Origin of the sequence: Hymenobacter sp. AT01-02, from assembly GCF_000961955.2 — a bacterium.
Classification (GTDB): domain Bacteria; phylum Bacteroidota; class Bacteroidia; order Cytophagales; family Hymenobacteraceae; genus Hymenobacter; species Hymenobacter mucosus.
In genome coordinates, this window is the sequence record NZ_JZIR02000019.1 from 35358 (window position 1) to 53177 (window position 17820).

A 17820-nucleotide genomic window follows, 5' to 3' on the forward strand; every position below is an offset into this window, starting at 1 on the left:
AAAGCAATGGCTGTTAATAAAGATCTGCAATACCTCCGGAACATCGGGATTATGGCGCACATCGACGCTGGTAAGACCACCACGTCGGAGCGTATTCTCTACTACACCGGTAAAACCCACAAAATCGGGGAAGTGCACGAAGGTGCTGCCACGATGGACTGGATGGAGCAGGAGCAGGAGCGTGGTATCACTATCACGTCGGCTGCTACTACTACCTTCTGGAATTACCCAACTGTACAGGGTGATCCTACCCCAGAGACTAAGCAATATAAAATCAACCTGATTGATACTCCCGGCCACGTAGACTTCACCGTAGAGGTGGAGCGCTCTTTGCGTGTTCTGGACGGTGCCGTAGCGTTGTTCTGCGCCGTATCGGGTGTAGAGCCACAGTCGGAGACTGTATGGCGTCAGGCTGACAAGTACAAAGTGCCACGCATCTGCTTCGTCAACAAGATGGACCGTGCTGGTGCTGACTTCTTCAAAGCTGTTAACGAGATCAAGGATAAGCTAGGCGCTACTCCCGTGCCACTGCAAATTCCAATCGGCGCTGAAGACACCTTCAAAGGCGTAGTTGACCTGCTCACTGGCAAAGCCATTGTGTGGGACGACGAGACCCAGGGTAAGACCTACAAGGAAATCCCAGTTCCCGAAGATCTGGTGGATACGGTAGCCGAATGGCGTGAGAAGCTCGTAGAAAGCGTTGCTGAATACGACGACACGCTGATGGAGAAGTTCTTTGACGATCCAGACTCCATTACCCGCGAAGAAATGATGGTGGTAATCCGCAAAGCGGTTATCGACATGAAGTTCTCGCCCGTAATGTGCGGTTCGGCTTTCAAGAACAAAGGTGTGCAGTCGATGCTGGATGCTGTTATGGCTTACTTGCCATCACCTCTGGACATGCCTGCTGTAGTTGGTACCAATCCTGACACCGGCGAAGAAATCGAGCGTCACCCCGATAACGACGAGCCCTTCACTGCTCTGGCGTTCAAAATTGCTACTGACCCCTTCGTAGGTCGTTTGTGCTTCTTCCGCTGCTACAGCGGTCAGTTGGATGCTGGTTCGTACGTGCACAACAACCGTACTAACAAGAAAGAGCGTATCTCGCGCCTGATGCAGATGCACTCGAACAAGCAGAATCCGATCGACAAAATCCAAGCTGGTGACATTGCTGCCGGTGTGGGTTTCAAAGACATTAAAACCGGTGACACGCTGACTGACGAGAAGTCGCGCGTAGTACTTGAGTCGATGTCGTTCCCTGAGCCTGTTATCGGTTACGCCATTGAGCCTAAAACTCAGGCTGACGTTGACAAGATGGGTATGGCTATTGCCAAGCTGGTAGAAGAAGATCCTACGCTGGTAGTTCAGACTGACCCTGAAACGGGCCAGACCGTACTGAAAGGTATGGGTGAGCTTCACCTAGAAATCATCATCGACCGTATGCGTCGTGAGTTCAAGGTGGAGATTAACCAGGGTGCTCCCCAGGTAGCCTACAAAGAGGTGTTGACTAAAACCGTTGAGCACCGCGAAACCTATAAGAAGCAGACAGGTGGTCGTGGTAAGTTCGGTGATATCGTATTCGAACTCGGTCCGAAGCTGACTGATCCGGAGAAACCCGGTTTGGAGTTCGTAAACGACATTACGGGTGGTGTTATTCCTCGTGAATTCATTGCTCCGGTTCAGAAAGGCTTCGAAGAAGCTATGAAGAACGGTCCGCTGGCTGGCTTCCCCATTGAAGGCATGCGCGTTCGTTTGTACTTCGGTTCTTACCACGATGTTGACTCGGACGCTCTGTCGTTCGAACTCGCCGCCCGTGGTGGTTTCCGCGAAGCTGGTAAGCAGGCTGGTCCGAAATTGCTTGAGCCTATTATGGCTGTAGAGGTAGTTTCGCCAGATGAGTACACGGGTTCGGTAACCGGTGACTTGAACCGTCGTCGTGGCATCATGAAGGGCATGGATACCAAAGGTGGTGCTAACGTTATCAAAGCTGATGTTCCTCTGTCGGAACTGTTCGGCTACGTGACGTCGCTGCGTACTATCTCTTCGGGCCGCGCTTCAGCTTCGCTGACGTTCTCGCACTACGATCAGGTGCCTAACAACCTTGCTGAAGCAATCATTGCTAAGCAAAAGGGCAACGCCATCCGCTAATACCGCTTTCATTCAATAGACATGAACCAGAAGATTCGCATCAAACTCAAATCCTACGACCACAACTTGGTGGACAAATCGTCGGAGAAGATTGTGAAGGCGGTGAAGGCTACGGGCGCTATCGTAAGCGGCCCCATTCCATTGCCGACCGACAAAGAAAAATTCACCGTACTTCGTTCGCCCCACGTGAACAAGAAGTCACGTGAGCAATTCCAGCTTTGCACTTACAAGCGCCTCGTAGATATCTACTCTACTTCGTCGAAGACGGTAGATGCTCTGATGAAGCTTGAATTGCCAAGCGGCGTAGACGTTGAAATTAAAGTCTGAGGACTGCTTTTCAGCTTAGATAAAACAAAACACCCCACTGGTTCTGCGGAACCGGTGGGGTGTTTTGTTTTTTATCGGTGCAACTTGTGGCACGGAAGTGAGGCTCTACCGTACTGTTGTGTATAGTAGCAACGTTGGCTGAGTAACACGCCTCCAATGCACCGCATTTGTTTTCATGTTTTCCTCCTTGTCAGTTCTCTTGCCATTACCCAGATTAATGATGATTGCCGTTTTTTTCTGCGGCTGCATCATTGCGGGGCTGTTTACCACTCCTTTTTTCCGTGTGCTACCTAGCATCGGTATGGTTGGAATCTTGATTACAGGATTACTCTGCTATGGGCTGCACCGTGCCTCGTACCAACGCGCCACCTGGACTATATATGGATCGTTTGTACTGGTATTTGGTATCCATCTAGCTTCTGGTCTTGTTACGAGTACCGCTAACTGGTCAGCGTATGAGCGGGATGTAGTACTACAATTGCCCTTTATGTCGTTACCATTCGCTTTTTGGCTACTGCCTCCGCTTCCAACTCGATACTTACAGTTGCTATGGCTCTGGTTGTTGGGTCTTACCCTGTTGGGGTCATTGGTAAGCACAGGAAATTACTTACTGCACACCCAAGAAATTAATGAGTCTTATCTGCGCTCTAAAGTGATGCCCACAGAGCCAGATCATATTCGCTTTAGTCTTATCGTAACGTTAGCAGTGGTAGCCGGCTCTCTGCTTCTCATGCACCACAATGTAGGGCCACGCTTACGCCCCTGGGTGCTAGGCGCAGTAATATGGTTGGCCTTATACCAGCATATGCTTGCTGTGCGTAGCGGCCTACTCACGTTGTACGTGTTAGGGGGGATTACTTGCTTGTGGTTACTGATACGTCATCGTGATTATTTACGAGCTCTGCAAGTAGCGGCAGTAATGCTTGTTCTACCTATAGTAAGCTATATCTGCTTCCCTACGTTCCAAAATAAGTATGCCAATACCCGTGAAGATGTTGGTCGCGTAGAGCACACCGAGTCAGCCAACAACTACTCCTTAGTAGGACGTGTGTACTCGTATCGAGTAGCAGCAATGGTTATCAAAGAAAATTTCTTGTTAGGTGTAGGCAAGGCTGACATGGAGCAAGAAATGGCAGCGCATTACCAAAAGGAATTCCCAAATATTCGTCAGGAAGCCTACATACTACCACATAATCAATATTTATACTCTGCAGTTGCCTTTGGTATTATAGGGGTGTTACTCTTCATTATTGGGTTTTATTATGCTGGCATCAGCATTTGGCCACGCTACGCTCCCCTCCTAGCGGCACACTATCTCATTGTTACCTTGTCCTTCTTGGTTGAGTACACCTTAGAGACACAAGTAGGGGTAGCTTTTTCGCTGTTCTTCCTCCTCTTAGCCCTGGAGGGAAGTAAGCCGGTAAGCCAGCCTGAGGCTGAATGGCGCCCAGCATGATTAATAAACCGGGCGAACACGTCTATTTAGATGCCAAACGCAGCTATAGAATAACAGTAGGGTAGGAGGGTGATAGGTCACATGTGCAAAGGAATTGAGAATCAGCAAGTGAGTAGGGAGTGGCGCTAACTATGTGGTTCTGAAAATATTTTAGAACGGTAGTAGATTATCAGTCAACAATTTCCTAGCTTTGCACTCCATTTCCGAAAACGCCACTTGGGCGTTTTCAACTGTGTCTTTTTCTAAAACCCCAATCGAATGCCTGGCATCATCGGTAAAAAAATCGGTATGACAAGCCTCTTCACTCCGGACGGGAAGAACATTCCCTGCACGCTCATCGAGGCGGGTCCGTGCGTAGTGACGCAGGTTAAGACCATCGAAACGGACGGCTACACTGCCATCCAGCTCGGCTACGGCGAGAAGAAGGCGAAGAACACCACCAAAGCATTGGCTGGTCACTTCGCTAAAGCCGGAACCACCCCCAAGAAAAAACTCGTTGAGTTCCGTACCGACGAGGTAGCTAATTATACTGCTGGCAGCGAAATTGACGCTACCCTCTTCGAGGAAGGCGAATTCGTTGACGTAGTAGGCACCTCAAAAGGTAAAGGTTTCCAAGGCGTTGTAAAGCGCTACAACTTTGCTGGTGTAGGTGGCCAAACGCACGGCCAGCACAACCGTGGCCGTCACCCCGGTTCTATCGGTGCTTGCTCATGGCCTTCGCGCGTATTCAAAGGAATGCGCATGGGTGGCCGCATGGGTAACGACCGTGTGAAAGTGCAGAACCTGAAGGTAATGCGCATTGTAGCCGACAAGAACCTCATCGTGGTGAGCGGCTCGGTTCCCGGTGCCAAGAACTCTTTCGTGGTCCTGGAAAAATAACCTAGCAAATGGAACTGTCAGTATATAACATCAAAGGCGAAGACACCGGCCGTAAGGTTACTCTGTCTGACGCCATCTTCGGTCTGGAACCGAACGAGCACGTGATGTATCTCGACGTGAAGCAGTACTTGGCTAACCAGCGCCAAGGCACGCACAAGTCGAAGCAGCGCAACGAAGTGCACGGCACTACCAAAAAACTGAAGAAGCAAAAGGGCACCGGTGGTGCTCGTGCCGGCTCTATGAAGTCGGGTGTATTCGTAGGTGGTGGCCGTATGTTCGGTCCTCAGCCCCGCGATTATGGCTTCAAGCTGAACAAAAAGACCAAGCGTCTTGCTCGTCTGTCAGCTCTCTCGAGCTTGGCTAAAGATGGCAAAGTAGCTTGGTAGAGAACATCACGCTGTCGGCCCCCAAGACCAAGGAGTTCTTGAATATCCTGAACGGTCTGAAGCTGAACAACGGCAAAAAGACCCTGCTGGTAACCGGCTCGGTTGATAAAAATGTAGTGCTTTCGGCTCGTAACATTCAGAAAGTAAGCGTAGCTACTCCAGTAGCACTGAACACGCACGACTTGCTGAATACCGACACGCTGCTGCTGTCGGAGGATGGCCTGACGGCATTGGAACAACTCTATACCACTGCTGAGTAATGAGCATCCTGAAGAAGCCCATCGTGACCGAGAAGGCCACGGGTTTGAACGAAAAAGGCCAGTATGCCTTTGAAGTTGCGCGCGACGCGAACAAGGTTCAAATCAAAAAAGAGATTGAGCAATTGTACGGTGTAACGGTAACGGGCATTAGCACGATCCGCACCTACGGTAAGCTGAAGTCTAAGTTCACGAAAGGTGGCAGCGTATCCGGCCGTCGCCCGAACGGCAAAAAGGCCGTTGTTACCGTGAAAGAAGGCGACGTTATCGACTTCTACAGCGGCCTATAAGCCCGCCTTTCCGCAAAGAGCATTTTCTAAGCTAGAGTAATGGCACTCAAAAAACTAAGACCAACATCACCGGGTCAGCGCTTCCGCATAGCCCCGGCCTTCGACGAGATTACCACGTCGACGCCGGAGAAGTCGCTGTTGGCACCCATGAAAAACTCCGGTGGCCGCAACAACTCAGGCAAAATGTCTAACCGCTACATTGGTGGTGGGCATAAAGCCAAGTATCGTCTTATCGACTTCAAGCGTGACAAAGCTGGTGTTCCAGCTACGGTGAAGACGATTGAGTACGACCCAAACCGTACGGCTCGCATCGCACTGCTGAACTATGCCGATGGTGAAAAGCGTTACATCATTGCTCCCGCCGGTGTTATCGTAGGAGCAACTGTAGTGTCGGGTACGGGTGTGGCCCCTGAAGTAGGCAATGCTCTCCCTCTGCGCGAGATTCCGCTAGGTACTATTGTACACAACATCGAGTTGATGCCCGGTGGTGGTGCTGCTATGGCCCGTTCCGCTGGTACATATGCTCAGCTAGTAGCTCGCGAAGACAAATACGCCACGTTGAAACTACCTTCTGGTGAAATGCGCATGGTACTCGTTACCTGCATGGCTACTGTTGGTACCGTATCGAATGGTGACCATATGAACGTACGTCTCGGCAAAGCTGGTCGTCACCGTTGGTTAGGTCGTCGTCCGCGCGTTCGTGGTGTTGCAATGAACCCAGTCGATCACCCCATGGGTGGTGGCGAAGGCAAATCGTCGGGTGGTCACCCACGTAGCCGTAACGGTATCTTCTCGAAAGGTCAGAAGACCCGGAACAAGAACAAGTACTCCGAGCAGCTCATCGTTAACCGCAAAGGCAAGAAGTAAGCAATGGCACGTTCACTAAAAAAAGGGCCGTACATTGACTTCCGGCTCGAGAAGAAAGTAACGGCAATGGATGAGTCCGGCAAAAAGTCGGTGGTGAAGACTTGGTCGCGCCGCTCGATGATTTCTCCGGATTTCGTTGGCCACACCTTCGCCGTTCATAACGGCAATAAGTTCATCCCGGTATATGTAACGGAAAACATGGTAGGCCACAAACTCGGTGAGTTTGCTCCGACCCGTAACTTCCGTGGTCACATTGCCAAGAAAGATAAAGGCAAGCGCTAAGATGGAAGCAGTAGCTAAACTCCGCAATGTGCCCACCTCGCCGCGCAAGATGCGCTTGGTGGCCAACCTAGTACGCGGTCAGAAAGTGACGCGTGCTCTCGGCCTGCTGAAATTCGAGGCTAACTCTGGTGCTGCTCGCGTTGAGAAGCTGCTCTTGTCGGCCTTGGCTAACTGGCAGCAGAAAAACGAAGACGAACGCATTGAAGATGCTAATCTTTACATCAAAGAGATTTTCGTAGATGAAGGTCGTCAGCTGAAGCGTTTGCGTCCGGCTCCTCAGGGCCGTGGTCACCGCATCCGCAAGCGTAGCAACCACGTGACGCTGATTATTGACTCAAAAGTTGAGCCGCTAGGTAGCAAAGCTGCTGCTAAGCAGGCTGCTGAGAGTAAGCCTTCCGCTGAGGTAATAAACGAAGCTCCTAAGAAGACTCGTCGCAGCTCAGCTAAGAAATCTAACGAAACCACGGCAGAAGCCACCGCATAAGCACTATGGGACAGAAAGTAAATCCGGTTGGCTTCCGTCTGGGCGTCATCAAAGGATGGGACTCGAACTGGTACGGCGGCAAGGATTTTGCCGACAAATTGGTTGAGGACGAAAAAATCCGCAAATACATTAATGCTCGTATTCCAAAAGGTGGCATCAGCCGCATTGTAATCGAGCGTACGCTGAAGCGCGTAACCATTACGATCAACACGGCTCGTCCAGGCGTGGTAATCGGTAAGGGTGGTGCTGAGGTTGATAAGATCAAGGACGAACTGAAGCAAATAACTGGCAAAGACGTTCAGATCAACATCTTTGAAATTAAGCGTCCAGAACTAGATGCCAAGCTGGTAGGTGAGAGCATTGCTCAGCAATTGCAAGCTCGCATCTCCTTCCGTCGCGCTATGAAAATGGCCATTCAAGCTGCTCTGCGCGTTGGTGCCGAAGGCATCAAGATTCAGTGCGGTGGTCGTCTAGGTGGTGCTGAAATTGCTCGCTCTGAGCAATATAAAGAAGGCCGTACTCCATTACATACCTTGCGTGCTGATATCGACTATGCTTTGTCAGAGGCACAGACGGTATATGGCAAAATTGGTATCAAAGTGTGGGTTATGCGTGGTGAAGTATTTGGCAAGCCGGATCTTTCTCCAAACCAACAGCCTGCTGGTGGCCAAGGTGGCGAAAGCCGTGGCAACGACCGTGGCCCACGTGGTGAGCGTGGTGACCGTGGTGGTGACCGTGGACCACGTCGCGACCGTAACGACCGTGGTGGCGAAGGCCGCGGCGGTGATAACCGTGGTGGTCAAGGTGGTGGACAGCGTCGCGGCGGCGGCGGTGGCCAGAACCGTGGCGGCCAAGGCGGTGGTGCTCCCCGTCGCTAGCCTTTTTCTTTTCTCTCGAATTTCAATTCAAGATAACTCATGTTACAACCGAAAAGGACCAAGTATCGCAAGATGCAAAAGGGTCGCGTGCATGGCTTAGCCCACCGCGGCAGCTCCATTGACTTCGGTTCGTTCGCTATCAAGTCGCTGGAACAGGCTTGGATTACGGCTCGCCAGATTGAGGCTGCCCGTATTGCCATGACCCGCGCCATGAAACGCGAAGGTCAAGTATGGATCCGTATTTTCCCTGATAAGCCAATTACCAAGAAGCCTGCTGAGGTTCGTATGGGTAAGGGTAAGGGTTCCCCAGAATACTGGGTAGCTGTAGTAAAGCCTGGTACCATTTTGTTCGAATCTGACGGTGTTTCATTAGAGGTAGCGCAGGAGTCGCTACGCTTGGCCGCACAGAAGCTGCCAGTGCGTACCTCGTTTGTTGTTCGTCGCGACTATCAAGAAGCTTAAACAAGATGAAGAACGCCGAAATCCGCGCCCTCTCTTCAGAGGACCTACAAAACCAAATTAAGACGGAGCAAACTAACGGTCAGAACATGCGCTTTGCACATGCCATTTCTCCCTTAGAAAACCCTATTCGTCTGAAGCAAGCCCGCAAAAATGTCGCCCGTCTGCTGACCGAGTTGAAGCGTCGCGAGAACGAGCAGGCAACTAACTCTGCTAACTAACGATGGCAAGCAACGAAGAACAGCAGGTAACGACCGCAACCGAGCGGAACCTGCGTAAAGAAATCATCGGCCGCGTTTCCTCTACCAAGATGGATAAGTCTATCACGGTAGTTGTGGAAAGCAAAATGAAACACCCCATCTACGGTAAGTTCGTTACTAAGTCGACCAAGTTTATGGCTCACGACGAGAATAACGAATGTGGCGAAGGCGACACGGTGCGCATAATGAGCACTCGTCCGTTGAGCAAGAACAAACGCTGGAGATTGGTAGAAATCGTAGAACGCGCCAAGTAAGATGATACAGCAAGAATCCCGTCTGACCGTCGCTGATAACAGCGGCGCCAAAGAAGTTCTATGCATTCGTGTCCTCGGTGGCACGGGCAAGAAATACGCTAGTGTAGGTGACAAAATTGTAGTAGCAATTAAGTCAGCTATTCCTTCTGGCAACGCTAAGAAAGGCGCTGTATCGAAGGCAGTAGTAGTGCGTACGAAGAAGGAAATCCGTCGTAAAGATGGTTCGTACATCCGCTTCGACGACAACGCTGCTGTATTGCTCAATAATAACGACGAGCCCCGCGGCACCCGTATCTTCGGCCCTGTGGCCCGCGAATTGCGTGAAAAGCAGTTCATGAAGATTGTTTCGCTGGCTCCTGAAGTTCTCTAAGCAATGGCAACGAAAACGAAAGCAACGCCCGCGAAACTGCACGTAAAAACTGGTGACACCGTTTTGGTGATTGCCGGCGACGAAAAAGGCAAAACCGGTGTTATCAAATCGGTGAACCGTTCGACGCAGCGTGTTATCGTGGAAGGCCTAAACCTGGTAACCAAGCACAACAAACCAAGTGCTAAAAACCCCCAGGGCGGCATCACCAAAATCGAGTCACCGATTCACGTGAGCAACGTGAAGCGTGCGGATTCGACGAACGCCTAATCCGCTCTACGACCATGGCTCGACTGAAAGATAAATATCAAAAAGAAGTAGTACCTGCGCTCCAGGAGAAATTCCAGTTCAAGAGCATTATGCAGGTGCCACGTATCACCAAGATCTGCATTAACCGTGGTATTGGTGCTGCTGTTGCCGATAAAAAATTGGTAGATAACGGAGTAGACGAACTGACGGTAATTACTGGTCAGAAAGCTGTTCCAACCATCGCCAAACGTTCGGTATCGAACTTCAAATTACGTGAAGGTATGCCAATTGGCGCCCGTGTAACGTTGCGTGGTGAGCAGATGTACGAATTCCTCGACCGTCTGCTTACCGTAGCACTACCACGTGTGCGTGACTTCAAAGGCATCAATGACAAAGGCTTTGATGGTCGTGGTAACTATACCTTGGGCATTAAAGAGCAAATCATCTTCCCGGAAATTTCTATCGACAAGATTAAGTCGATTGCCGGTATGGATATTACCTTCGTAACGACGGCCGAAAACGATGAGCAGAGCTACGAGCTCCTCAAAGCTTTCGGTATGCCGTTCGCTAACGCCAAGAAACAGAACAATGGCTAAGGAATCAATTAAAGCCCGTGAGCGGAAGCGTATCGCTACCGTTGCCCGTTACGCTGAAAAGCGCAAGGCCCTGAAAGCTGCTGGCGATTACGAAGGTTTGGACAAACTGCCCAAGAATGCTTCGCCAGTTCGTCTACACAACCGTGACAAAATCGACGGACGCCCTCGTGGCTATATGCGCAAATTTGGCATCAGCCGTGTGCGTTTCCGCGAAATGGCTCTCGCTGGTAAAATCCCCGGCGTAACCAAGTCAAGCTGGTAAAAACTAGCCTGTACTGTTCAACTGAAATTGCCAAGTTGGTTCTTCTTAGAAGTCCCAGCTTGGCAATTTTGATTATATGTTGCCCTAAGAAAACGAAGGAGCATATCTAAAAGCTTATCTAGTAATAGAGTAAGTGTCGCAAAAGATATATATCTTTGCACCCCTGAAAGCCCTAGGGCCGTGGAGGACGCTCCACATATTTGGCAGGTTGCCGAAAGAAACCATTGGCCGAGCTGTGAAAAGCCGAGCCGAGTAGTCTTAACCGAAAGTTTCGTTGCCTCTTTTCGTGGCGGTGAAATTTTCATATCTTTGCGGCTCCCTAAAAATGGGTGCCTCTTTTCTAAAGAAATGAATACAGATCCAATTGCCGACTACCTGACCCGGGTGCGCAATGCCATCAAGGCAAACCACCGGGTAGTAGAAATCCCGGCCAGCAACATCAAAAAGGAGATTACGAAAGTGCTCTATAAAAAGGGCTACATTCAGAGCTACCGTTTTGATGATGCCGCTGTACAAGGCACGATTAAAATCGCGCTGAAATACAATCCGGCTACCAAGAAGCCTGCCATCACGAAGCTAGAGCGCATTAGCACGCCGGGTCTACGTCAGTATGCCCACGTTGAAAACCTGCCCCGCGTACTGAGCGGTTTAGGTATTGCGATTCTGTCGACGTCGAAAGGCGTAATGACGGAGAAAGAGGCGAAAGCCGAGAACGTGGGCGGCGAAGTGCTGTGCTACGTCTACTAATCTGAAAGGAAAACGAGACTATGTCACGCATTGGTAAACTGCCCATCAGCCTGCCCGCCAACGTGCAGATTGAAGTGAGCAACGAAAATACGGTTACCGTGAAGGGCCCAAAAGGTACCCTGACGGTTCCAGTTGACCGCGACATTACTGTAGCAACCGAAGACGGTCAGCTGGTAGTAACCCGCCCCACTGAGCAGAAGCGACACAAGGCCATGCACGGCCTTTACCGTTCCTTGTTAAACAATGCTGTAAGCGGTGTTAGTAACGGTTTGGAAGAGAAGTTGGAGCTAGTAGGTGTAGGTTACAAAGCTTCAATGGCTGGTACTACCCTTGAGTTGTCTTTGGGCTACTCGCACAACATCTTCCTAGCTCTGCCTAAGGAAGTAACTGCAACGGCTGTAACTGAGAAGGGTAAGAACCCAATCGTTACACTGACTAGCATTGATAAGCAATTGCTAGGTCAGGTGGCCGCCAAGATTCGCTCACTGCGCAAAGTTGAGCCTTACAAAGGCAAAGGTGTGCGCTTCGTGGGTGAGCAGATTCGTCGTAAGGCTGGTAAAACGGCTTCGAAATAATATCACACCATGGCTTTCGATAAAGCAACTAGAAGAAAACGGATCCAGCGCATCATCCGCACTAAGGTCGCTGGCACGTCCGAGCGTCCGCGTCTGTCAGTCTTTCGTAGCAACACGGGCATCTACGCCCAGATTATTGATGACACGAATGGTCACACGCTGGCGTCTGCTTCCTCGAAGCACGTTTCGGTGGAAGGGGGCAACGGAGTAGCTCTCGCCGCCGCAGTAGGCAAGGAAATTGCCTCCCGTGCTCAGGCAAAAGGAATTTCGAAAGTGGTATTTGACCGTTCCGGTTACCTCTACCACGGCCGCGTAAAATCATTGGCAGAAGGAGCCCGCGAAGGCGGCCTCAATTTCTAACTCATCATGGCAGAATTTAACAACGGCAACCGTGGTGGTGGCAATGACCGAGGCGGTAACGACCGTCGGGGTGGTGGCAATGACCGTCGCGGCAACGACCGTAACAACGAGCAGCAGTCGCGTACTGGCGATTCTGATCTGAAAGAAAAGGTGGTTGCTATTAACCGCGTAGCCAAAGTAGTAAAAGGTGGCCGCCGCTTTAGCTTCTCGGCTATTGTAGTAGTGGGTGACGGTAATGGTACTGTAGGTTATGGCCTCGGGAAAGCCAACGAAGTTACTGATGCTATTGCCAAGGGCATTGATGATGCCAAGAAGAACCTAGTGAAAGTGCCTCTGTACAAGCACACGGTTCCTCACCTGATGGAAGGCAAATACTCTGGTGGTTATGTATTAGTACAGCCAGCTGCTGCCGGTACAGGTGTAATTGCAGGTGGTGCTATGCGTGCTGTATTTGAAAGCGCTGGTATCAAAGATGTACTAGCTAAGTCGAAGGGTTCTTCGAACCCCCACAACGTAGTGAAGGCTACCTTCGATGCCCTGCTGAAAATGCGCGACCCATTGCAAATTGCACAGGCTCGTGGCATCACCCTCTCTCAAGTTTTTAACGGCTAAGAGCAGATGGCACAGATCCAGATTAAACTCGTTAAGAGCGTTATTGACCGCCCAGAGCGTCAAAAGCGCACTGTGAAGGCCCTTGGCCTTGGCAAAGTAGGCAGCACAAAGGCTGTTGAAAACACCCCCCAGGTAGCTGGTATGGTGAATGCCGTGAAGCACCTGTTGGAAGTAACCGAACTCTAGGAATCTCCCGAAAATGAATCTCAGCAATCTCAAACCCGCTGTTGGCTCTACCCGCAATGAAAAGCGTGTAGGTCGTGGTACGGGTTCCGGCCGTGGCGGTACATCTACGCGCGGTCATAAAGGTGCCAAGTCCCGTTCGGGTTACTCCAAAAAGTCGGGCTTCGAAGGTGGCCAAATGCCCCTGCAGCGTCGCGTACCAAAGTTCGGTTTCAAGAACATTAATCGCGTCGAATACAAAGCTGTTAACCTTGATGTATTGGCTAGCCTGACTGAAGGTGATGTTACTACTTTAGATAGCGCTTTCTTTGTAAACGCTGGTTTAGCATCCAAAAATGCTAAAATCAAAGTTCTAGGCCGTGGTGAAATCACGAAAGCTCTAGAAGTACACGCCCACGCTTTTTCGAAGTCAGCTATTGAAGCTATCGAAAAGGCTGGTGGCAAAGCTGTGACGCTGTAGCGCCAACGAAGCAATGAAAAAACTTATCGAACAGATAAAGAATGTTTTTGCGATTGAAGATCTGCGTATGCGGATCTTCAATACGCTTTTTTTCATTGCCATCTATCGGCTAGGATCCTATGTGGTACTGCCAGGCGTTGATCCAACGCGGTTGAAAGAAGGCGCCTCTGGAGTATTAGGTATCCTAGATACTTTGCTTGGAGGAGCATTCAGCCACGCGTCGATTTTCGCGTTGGGTATTATGCCTTACATCTCTGCCTCTATTGTATTGCAACTGCTAACTATTGCGGTTCCTTACTTTCAGAAACTGCAGAAGGAAGGGGAGTCTGGTCGTAAGAAAATCAACCAATACACTCGCATTCTCACAATTCCCATCGTTGCATTGCAATCGGTAGGTTTTATTGCGACGATCAATGCGGAGGCAATCATTAATCCAGGGCTGTTTTTTACAGTTTCTACCGCCATCATCGTAACAGCAGGAACACTTTTCTGTATGTGGCTTGGTGAGAAAATTACTGACAAAGGAATTGGTAATGGTATCTCCATGATCATTATGATCGGGATAGTATCACGCCTACCTGGTGCGCTTATTGGAGAAGCACAAGCTCGTACGATGCGCGGTTCGCTAATATTCTTAATCGAGTTAGCGGTGCTCTTCTTGGTAGTGATGGCCGTTATCATTCTTACGCAAGCTGTTCGTCAGATTCCGGTTCAGTACGCTAAGCAAGTAGGTGGAGCCGCTACCCTAAGCGCTCAGCGGCAATATATTCCTATGAAAGTGAATGCTGCCGGTGTAATGCCTATCATCTTTGCTCAGTCTTTGATGTTTGTGCCTGCTATTGCAGCATCAGCCTGGAATAAAAATAGTGAAGCTGCCGGCCTTATTGGCACATGGTTTCAGCCTAACCATTGGGTATACAATGTGGTGTTTGGGCTACTAATCATCATATTCACCTACTTCTATACTGCAATTAGCGTCAACCCAAATCAAATTGCGGACGACCTAAAGCGGAGTGGTGGTTTTATTCCTGGTGTCAAGCCTGGTCGTGATACTTCAGAATATATTGACGAAGTATTAACCCGCATTACATTACCTGGTGCAGTTGCTCTTGCTGTTATAGCTATCCTGCCTTCACTAGCTACAGTAGCTGGCGTTACTCGGCCCTTTGCGCAATTCTACGGTGGTACTTCTCTGATCATTATGGTAGGAGTAGTGCTTGATACCATGAACCAAATGAAGAGCTATCTACTCATGCGTCACTATGATGGCATGATGAAGACTGGCAAGGTACGTGGTCGTTCACAGAACATTGCCCTCGCTTCGTAGGAAATGATTTTTTACAAAACCGAGGAGGAAATAGAACTCATGCGAGCCAGTGCGAAAGTACTGGCTCAGGCTCATGGTGAAGTAGCCAGTCTGATCCGGGAAGGAGTTACAACGCGCCTGCTAGATAAACGCGCGGAGGAATTCATTCGGGACAATGGTGGGCAGCCTTCATTCAAAGGCTACAATGGGTTCGAATACAGCTTGTGTATTTCTCCAAACTCAGTAGTTGTACACGGTTTCCCAGGTGACTACACCCTAAAGAGTGGCGATATTGTCTCTATAGACTGTGGCGTACTACTCAATGGTTACCATGCTGACAGTGCTTATACCCATCCAGTAGGAGAGGTAGCACCAGAGGTACTAACCTTGTTAGAGGAAACAAAAAAATCGTTGTACCTCGGTATTGAGCAAGCAATAGCAGGTAACCGCATGGGTGACGTGAGCTACGCTATTCAAAACCACGTTGAGAAATTGGGGTATGGAGTAGTTCGGGAACTTGTTGGTCATGGAATTGGTAAGAAACTGCACGAGCGGCCTGAGGTTCCAAACTACGGTAAACGTGGAGCGGGAGTGAAGCTGCAGACGGGGTTGGCTCTTGCCATTGAACCGATGGTGAACCTGGGTACGAAAAGCGTCATCCAAGAAAAAGACGGTTGGACTATTCGAACCAAGGACTTAAAGCCCTCGGCTCACTTTGAGCACACTGTCATAGTACGCAAAGACAAGGCAGAAATTCTGACCTCGTTTGAATACATAGAAAAAGCCTTACAGTAGCCTCATGGCAAAACAAACTTCCATTGAGCAGGACGGAGTCATCCTGGAAGCCCTTTCCAATGCCATGTTCCGCGTGGAGCTGGAAAATGGTCACCAACTGATTGCCCATATCTCGGGCAAGATGCGGATGCACTACATCAAGATTCTGCCGGGAGATAAGGTGAAGCTGGAAATGTCGCCCTACGACTTGTCGAAAGGCCGAATCGTTTACCGTTACAAATAACCCGACGACATGAAAGTTAAAGCGTCCGTCAAGAAGCGTAGCGTTGATTGCAAAATCATCCGCCGCAAAGGCAAGCTCTACGTGATTAACAAGAAGAACCCCCGCTATAAGCAGCGTCAGGGGTAGTAGCACCAGACTTTTTACAAAAGCACATGGCTCGTATTGCAGGGGTAGATATCCCAGACAACAAGCGCGGTGAAATCGCGCTGACCTACATTTTCGGCATTGGCCGTCCTTCTGCTCAGCAGATCCTCACTAAAGCAGGCGTTGACCTGAACAAGAAAGTGAAAGATTGGACTGAAGCTGAAGCCGGTGAAATCCGCGGCGTGATTGCCGCCGAGTATAAGACCGAGGGTGTGCTGCGCTCTGAAGTGCAGCTGAACATTAAGCGCCTGATGGACATCGGTTGCTACCGGGGTCTGCGTCACCGCAAAGGTCTGCCAGTTCGTGGTCAGCGTACCAAGAACAACTCCCGTACCCGTAAGGGCAAACGGAAGACCGTTGCTGGCAAGAAGAAGGCTACTAAATAATCTGTAGCGGGAATCGAAGCTTAGCCCTTAGAAAGAATAAGCTTCAACACCTTCCGCAGTTTTTGCGATAACCAAATGGCACAAAAAAGAAAAGACAAAGCCAAGAAGCGCGTTGTCGTTGTTGAGGCCGTAGGCCAAGTTCACATCAAAGCTTCGTTCAACAACATCATCATTTCCATTACCAACAACAACGGACAGGTTATTTCCTGGGCCTCTGCTGGTAAAATGGGCTTCCGTGGTTCTAAAAAGAACACCCCCTATGCAGCTCAGATGGCTGCTACGGATTGCGGCAAAGTGGCTCACGACCTGGGCATGCGCAAAGCCGAAGTATTCGTAAAGGGGCCGGGTGCTGGCCGCGAGTCGGCTATTCGTACGCTGGGTAACGTGGGTATTGAGGTAACGACCATTAAGGACGTAACGCCGCTGCCCCACAACGGCTGCCGTCCTCCCAAACGTCGTCGCGTTTGATTTAGCGAACAGGCCTGCACTGCAGGCCACCGGTGTCGGGTTTCTGATGCGCCTTTTCACCCCTGCGAGGTGCGCTTCCGAAGTCCGACACGCGCGGTTCAACCCCCTCAAAACTCAACAAACCTGAAATGGCACGTTATACTGGTCCAAAAACCAAAATTGCCCGCCGCTTTGGTGAGCCGATTTTCGGCCCGAGCAAGGCGCTCACTAAAAAAGCATATCCTCCCGGCCAGCATGGCCGTGGCCGCCGTAAGAAGCAGTCAGAATACGCTGTCCAGTTGATGGAGAAGCAGAAGGTAAAGTACCTCTACGGCGTATTGGAAAAACAATTCGAGAACCTGTTCCACAAGGCTGCTACGATGCCCGGCATCACCGGTGACAACCTGCTCGGCCTACTGGAGTCGCGTCTTGACAACACGGTATACCGTTTCGGTATTGCTCCTACGCGCCGTGCCGCTCGTCAATTGGTTCTGCACAAGCACATCACAGTAAACGGCGAGGTAGTAAACATCGCTTCCTATAAGCTTCGTGCTGGTGACGTTGTTGCAGTACGTGAAAAGTCAAAGTCTCTCGAAGCCATTACTACGAGCCTGAGCGCTCGTAACGCCCGCGCCTTCTCATGGTTGGAGTGGGACGGCAAGGAGTTGGTAGGCAAATTCATCAGCGTACCCTCGCGCGACCTGATTCCTGAGAAAATCACGGAACAGCTCATCGTCGAGCTTTACTCGAAGTAATATGGGAACGGCCCGGCATTCCGGGCCGTTTTCCTGCTTCGACTTTTTTCCTTGTTATAAATGGATCTGGGTAGCAGGCAGTAAGAAAACGGGCCAAATTGGTCATCTTCTTACTTCCTGCTATTC

At 50.2% G+C, this 17820-nt stretch carries 28 protein-coding genes and 2 pseudogenes; all 30 read left to right on the forward strand.

Annotated features, from left to right (window positions below; translation table 11 throughout):
- The first annotated feature begins 6 nt into the window (after positions 1-6).
- Positions 7-2148: an elongation factor G gene (gene fusA, locus VI25_RS08705; protein ID WP_045688448.1), complete on the forward strand. Its 2142-nt coding sequence runs from the start codon at positions 7-9 to the stop codon at positions 2146-2148.
- Positions 2149-2169: 21 nt separating this feature from the next.
- Complete coding sequence (gene rpsJ / locus VI25_RS08710) at positions 2170-2475, forward strand: 30S ribosomal protein S10 (RefSeq protein ID WP_022822123.1); 306 nt, start codon at positions 2170-2172, stop codon at positions 2473-2475.
- 217 nt (positions 2476-2692) lie between these two features.
- A complete protein-coding gene (locus VI25_RS08715; RefSeq protein ID WP_045688449.1) occupies positions 2693-3931 on the forward strand; it encodes an O-antigen ligase family protein in 1239 nt (412 codons plus the stop codon).
- Positions 3932-4189: 258 nt separating this feature from the next.
- Entirely contained in the window at positions 4190-4810 is a 621-nt protein-coding gene (gene rplC / locus VI25_RS08720) for a 50S ribosomal protein L3 (RefSeq protein WP_045688450.1), read from the forward strand.
- 8 nt (positions 4811-4818) lie between these two features.
- Positions 4819-5456, forward strand: a pseudogene (gene rplD / locus VI25_RS08725) (50S ribosomal protein L4).
- Positions 5456-5743 carry a 50S ribosomal protein L23 gene (rplW, locus tag VI25_RS08730; RefSeq protein ID WP_045688452.1) on the forward strand — a complete coding sequence of 96 codons (288 nt, stop codon included), beginning with the start codon at positions 5456-5458 and terminating at the stop codon, positions 5741-5743. The pseudogene rplD and the gene rplW overlap by 1 nt, the downstream one beginning before the upstream one ends.
- A gap of 39 nt (positions 5744-5782) precedes the next feature.
- Positions 5783-6610 (forward strand): 50S ribosomal protein L2, encoded by an 828-nt coding sequence (rplB, locus tag VI25_RS08735; protein WP_045688453.1) that lies wholly within the window; start codon positions 5783-5785, stop codon positions 6608-6610.
- 3 nt (positions 6611-6613) lie between these two features.
- Positions 6614-6892, forward strand: a complete 279-nt coding sequence (gene rpsS / locus VI25_RS08740; protein WP_044003251.1) for a 30S ribosomal protein S19 — start codon at positions 6614-6616, stop codon at positions 6890-6892.
- Position 6893: 1 nt separating this feature from the next.
- A complete protein-coding gene (rplV, locus tag VI25_RS08745; RefSeq protein WP_045688454.1) occupies positions 6894-7376 on the forward strand; it encodes a 50S ribosomal protein L22 in 483 nt (160 codons plus the stop codon).
- 5 nt (positions 7377-7381) lie between these two features.
- Positions 7382-8254: a 30S ribosomal protein S3 gene (gene rpsC, locus VI25_RS08750; RefSeq protein ID WP_045688455.1), complete on the forward strand. Its 873-nt coding sequence runs from the start codon at positions 7382-7384 to the stop codon at positions 8252-8254.
- A 39-nt stretch (positions 8255-8293) separates the two neighbouring features.
- The gene (gene rplP / locus VI25_RS08755) at positions 8294-8716 is read left to right on the forward strand and encodes a 50S ribosomal protein L16 (protein WP_045688456.1); all 423 of its coding nucleotides are present in this window, start codon (positions 8294-8296) and stop codon (positions 8714-8716) included.
- A gap of 5 nt (positions 8717-8721) precedes the next feature.
- Positions 8722-8934 (forward strand): 50S ribosomal protein L29, encoded by a 213-nt coding sequence (gene rpmC / locus VI25_RS08760; RefSeq protein ID WP_045688457.1) that lies wholly within the window; start codon positions 8722-8724, stop codon positions 8932-8934.
- A 2-nt stretch (positions 8935-8936) separates the two neighbouring features.
- Positions 8937-9227: a 30S ribosomal protein S17 gene (rpsQ, locus tag VI25_RS08765; protein ID WP_045688458.1), complete on the forward strand. Its 291-nt coding sequence runs from the start codon at positions 8937-8939 to the stop codon at positions 9225-9227.
- Position 9228: 1 nt separating this feature from the next.
- Positions 9229-9597 (forward strand): 50S ribosomal protein L14, encoded by a 369-nt coding sequence (gene rplN / locus VI25_RS08770; protein ID WP_045688459.1) that lies wholly within the window; start codon positions 9229-9231, stop codon positions 9595-9597.
- A 3-nt stretch (positions 9598-9600) separates the two neighbouring features.
- A pseudogene (gene rplX / locus VI25_RS08775) lies at positions 9601-9849 on the forward strand (50S ribosomal protein L24); the annotation flags it as partial.
- Between the two features lie 29 nt (positions 9850-9878).
- Positions 9879-10439, forward strand: a complete 561-nt coding sequence (gene rplE, locus VI25_RS08780; RefSeq protein WP_045688461.1) for a 50S ribosomal protein L5 — start codon at positions 9879-9881, stop codon at positions 10437-10439.
- A complete protein-coding gene (gene rpsN / locus VI25_RS08785) occupies positions 10432-10701 on the forward strand; it encodes a 30S ribosomal protein S14 (RefSeq protein ID WP_045688462.1) in 270 nt (89 codons plus the stop codon). The genes rplE and rpsN overlap by 8 nt, the downstream gene beginning before the upstream one ends.
- A gap of 348 nt (positions 10702-11049) precedes the next feature.
- Positions 11050-11448: a 30S ribosomal protein S8 gene (rpsH, locus tag VI25_RS08790; protein ID WP_045688463.1), complete on the forward strand. Its 399-nt coding sequence runs from the start codon at positions 11050-11052 to the stop codon at positions 11446-11448.
- Positions 11449-11468: 20 nt separating this feature from the next.
- Entirely contained in the window at positions 11469-12023 is a 555-nt protein-coding gene (gene rplF, locus VI25_RS08795; protein WP_045688464.1) for a 50S ribosomal protein L6, read from the forward strand.
- Positions 12024-12032: 9 nt separating this feature from the next.
- Complete coding sequence (gene rplR / locus VI25_RS08800) at positions 12033-12383, forward strand: 50S ribosomal protein L18 (protein ID WP_045688465.1); 351 nt, start codon at positions 12033-12035, stop codon at positions 12381-12383.
- A gap of 6 nt (positions 12384-12389) precedes the next feature.
- Complete coding sequence (gene rpsE / locus VI25_RS08805; protein ID WP_236704977.1) at positions 12390-12995, forward strand: 30S ribosomal protein S5; 606 nt, start codon at positions 12390-12392, stop codon at positions 12993-12995.
- A 6-nt stretch (positions 12996-13001) separates the two neighbouring features.
- Positions 13002-13181, forward strand: a complete 180-nt coding sequence (rpmD, locus tag VI25_RS08810) for a 50S ribosomal protein L30 (RefSeq protein ID WP_045688466.1) — start codon at positions 13002-13004, stop codon at positions 13179-13181.
- Positions 13182-13194: 13 nt separating this feature from the next.
- Positions 13195-13638, forward strand: coding sequence for a 50S ribosomal protein L15 (gene rplO, locus VI25_RS08815; RefSeq protein WP_045688467.1), 444 nt, complete (start codon positions 13195-13197; stop codon positions 13636-13638).
- A gap of 13 nt (positions 13639-13651) precedes the next feature.
- Complete coding sequence (secY, locus tag VI25_RS08820; RefSeq protein ID WP_045688468.1) at positions 13652-14965, forward strand: preprotein translocase subunit SecY; 1314 nt, start codon at positions 13652-13654, stop codon at positions 14963-14965.
- Between the two features lie 3 nt (positions 14966-14968).
- Positions 14969-15739: a type I methionyl aminopeptidase gene (gene map / locus VI25_RS08825; protein ID WP_045688469.1), complete on the forward strand. Its 771-nt coding sequence runs from the start codon at positions 14969-14971 to the stop codon at positions 15737-15739.
- 4 nt (positions 15740-15743) lie between these two features.
- A complete protein-coding gene (infA, locus tag VI25_RS08830) occupies positions 15744-15962 on the forward strand; it encodes a translation initiation factor IF-1 (RefSeq protein WP_022822146.1) in 219 nt (72 codons plus the stop codon).
- Between the two features lie 9 nt (positions 15963-15971).
- Positions 15972-16088: a 50S ribosomal protein L36 gene (gene rpmJ / locus VI25_RS08835; RefSeq protein WP_045688470.1), complete on the forward strand. Its 117-nt coding sequence runs from the start codon at positions 15972-15974 to the stop codon at positions 16086-16088.
- A 26-nt stretch (positions 16089-16114) separates the two neighbouring features.
- Entirely contained in the window at positions 16115-16492 is a 378-nt protein-coding gene (gene rpsM / locus VI25_RS08840; protein ID WP_045688471.1) for a 30S ribosomal protein S13, read from the forward strand.
- A gap of 75 nt (positions 16493-16567) precedes the next feature.
- The gene (rpsK, locus tag VI25_RS08845) at positions 16568-16960 is read left to right on the forward strand and encodes a 30S ribosomal protein S11 (protein WP_045688472.1); all 393 of its coding nucleotides are present in this window, start codon (positions 16568-16570) and stop codon (positions 16958-16960) included.
- Positions 16961-17088: 128 nt separating this feature from the next.
- Entirely contained in the window at positions 17089-17694 is a 606-nt protein-coding gene (gene rpsD / locus VI25_RS08850) for a 30S ribosomal protein S4 (RefSeq protein ID WP_045688473.1), read from the forward strand.
- Positions 17695-17820 lie beyond the last annotated feature (126 nt).

Bases quoted from the DNA above. Each gene is read 5' to 3' on its own strand.
- rpsH (WP_045688463.1), top strand. From the start codon at position 11,050: ATGAATACAGATCCAATTGCCGACTACCTGACCCGGGTGCGCAATGCC.
- rplF (WP_045688464.1), top strand. From the start codon at position 11,469: ATGTCACGCATTGGTAAACTGCCCATCAGCCTGCCCGCCAACGTGCAG.
- rpsS (WP_044003251.1), top strand. From the start codon at position 6,614: ATGGCACGTTCACTAAAAAAAGGGCCGTACATTGACTTCCGGCTCGAG.
- rpmJ (WP_045688470.1), top strand. From the start codon at position 15,972: ATGAAAGTTAAAGCGTCCGTCAAGAAGCGTAGCGTTGATTGCAAAATC.
- rpsN (WP_045688462.1), top strand. From the start codon at position 10,432: ATGGCTAAGGAATCAATTAAAGCCCGTGAGCGGAAGCGTATCGCTACC.
- rplN (WP_045688459.1), top strand. From the start codon at position 9,229: ATGATACAGCAAGAATCCCGTCTGACCGTCGCTGATAACAGCGGCGCC.
- infA (WP_022822146.1), top strand. From the start codon at position 15,744: ATGGCAAAACAAACTTCCATTGAGCAGGACGGAGTCATCCTGGAAGCC.
- rpsE (WP_236704977.1), top strand. From the start codon at position 12,390: ATGGCAGAATTTAACAACGGCAACCGTGGTGGTGGCAATGACCGAGGC.
- rplR (WP_045688465.1), top strand. From the start codon at position 12,033: ATGGCTTTCGATAAAGCAACTAGAAGAAAACGGATCCAGCGCATCATC.
- map (WP_045688469.1), top strand. From the start codon at position 14,969: ATGATTTTTTACAAAACCGAGGAGGAAATAGAACTCATGCGAGCCAGT.
- rpsD (WP_045688473.1), top strand. From the start codon at position 17,089: ATGGCACGTTATACTGGTCCAAAAACCAAAATTGCCCGCCGCTTTGGT.
- rpsM (WP_045688471.1), top strand. From the start codon at position 16,115: ATGGCTCGTATTGCAGGGGTAGATATCCCAGACAACAAGCGCGGTGAA.
- rpsK (WP_045688472.1), top strand. From the start codon at position 16,568: ATGGCACAAAAAAGAAAAGACAAAGCCAAGAAGCGCGTTGTCGTTGTT.
- fusA (WP_045688448.1), top strand. From the start codon at position 7: ATGGCTGTTAATAAAGATCTGCAATACCTCCGGAACATCGGGATTATG.
- rpsQ (WP_045688458.1), top strand. From the start codon at position 8,937: ATGGCAAGCAACGAAGAACAGCAGGTAACGACCGCAACCGAGCGGAAC.
- rpsJ (WP_022822123.1), top strand. From the start codon at position 2,170: ATGAACCAGAAGATTCGCATCAAACTCAAATCCTACGACCACAACTTG.
- rplC (WP_045688450.1), top strand. From the start codon at position 4,190: ATGCCTGGCATCATCGGTAAAAAAATCGGTATGACAAGCCTCTTCACT.
- rplP (WP_045688456.1), top strand. From the start codon at position 8,294: ATGTTACAACCGAAAAGGACCAAGTATCGCAAGATGCAAAAGGGTCGC.
- rplW (WP_045688452.1), top strand. From the start codon at position 5,456: ATGAGCATCCTGAAGAAGCCCATCGTGACCGAGAAGGCCACGGGTTTG.
- rplB (WP_045688453.1), top strand. From the start codon at position 5,783: ATGGCACTCAAAAAACTAAGACCAACATCACCGGGTCAGCGCTTCCGC.
- secY (WP_045688468.1), top strand. From the start codon at position 13,652: ATGAAAAAACTTATCGAACAGATAAAGAATGTTTTTGCGATTGAAGAT.
- rplE (WP_045688461.1), top strand. From the start codon at position 9,879: ATGGCTCGACTGAAAGATAAATATCAAAAAGAAGTAGTACCTGCGCTC.
- rpmC (WP_045688457.1), top strand. From the start codon at position 8,722: ATGAAGAACGCCGAAATCCGCGCCCTCTCTTCAGAGGACCTACAAAAC.
- rplV (WP_045688454.1), top strand. From the start codon at position 6,894: ATGGAAGCAGTAGCTAAACTCCGCAATGTGCCCACCTCGCCGCGCAAG.
- rpsC (WP_045688455.1), top strand. From the start codon at position 7,382: ATGGGACAGAAAGTAAATCCGGTTGGCTTCCGTCTGGGCGTCATCAAA.
- VI25_RS08715 (WP_045688449.1), top strand. From the start codon at position 2,693: ATGATGATTGCCGTTTTTTTCTGCGGCTGCATCATTGCGGGGCTGTTT.
- rpmD (WP_045688466.1), top strand. From the start codon at position 13,002: ATGGCACAGATCCAGATTAAACTCGTTAAGAGCGTTATTGACCGCCCA.
- rplO (WP_045688467.1), top strand. From the start codon at position 13,195: ATGAATCTCAGCAATCTCAAACCCGCTGTTGGCTCTACCCGCAATGAA.